This is a genomic window from Paucibacter sp. XJ19-41 (assembly GCF_028462495.1).
Classification (GTDB): domain Bacteria; phylum Pseudomonadota; class Gammaproteobacteria; order Burkholderiales; family Burkholderiaceae_C; genus Roseateles_E.
The window spans coordinates 1-356 of record NZ_JAQOWX010000238.1 but is presented as its reverse complement, the minus strand read 5'-3'; the positions used below and the strand labels follow the sequence as shown (position 1 = coordinate 356).

The window sequence follows — 356 nt, the reverse complement described above, 5'->3', positions numbered from 1 at the left end:
GGCTACTACCCGCTGGCCGGCTGGACCGGCGGCCCCGTTGTCGCGGCGCGCCCCGGCTCTCGCCTGCACTACCCGGGCCGGGACGGGCCCGTGCCGGTGGCCCGCGTGGCGGGCATCACCCGCGCACGCTATGGCCTGGCGGCCAATAGCGAGCAGGCCCAGCTGCCCGGCGTCCGCGCCCGTGCCGCGGCCGGTCTGATCGACAGCGGCGACCCGGCCTGCGTCTGGCACCGCCTCTATCTGGAAGCCGCCGTGCCGCATGGCTGTGCGCTGCTGGTCTGGCTGGCGGCCGGAGAGCAAGGCGCGCCGGCTTTCACCGCGGGTCGCGCGGGCCAGGGGCCGCGCTGGGCGCCGCA

Annotated in this window: 1 pseudogene; it reads left to right on the top strand. The window is 78.1% G+C overall.

What is annotated here, in order from left to right:
* A pseudogene (locus tag PO768_RS28500) lies at positions 1-356 on the top strand (hypothetical protein); the annotation flags it as partial.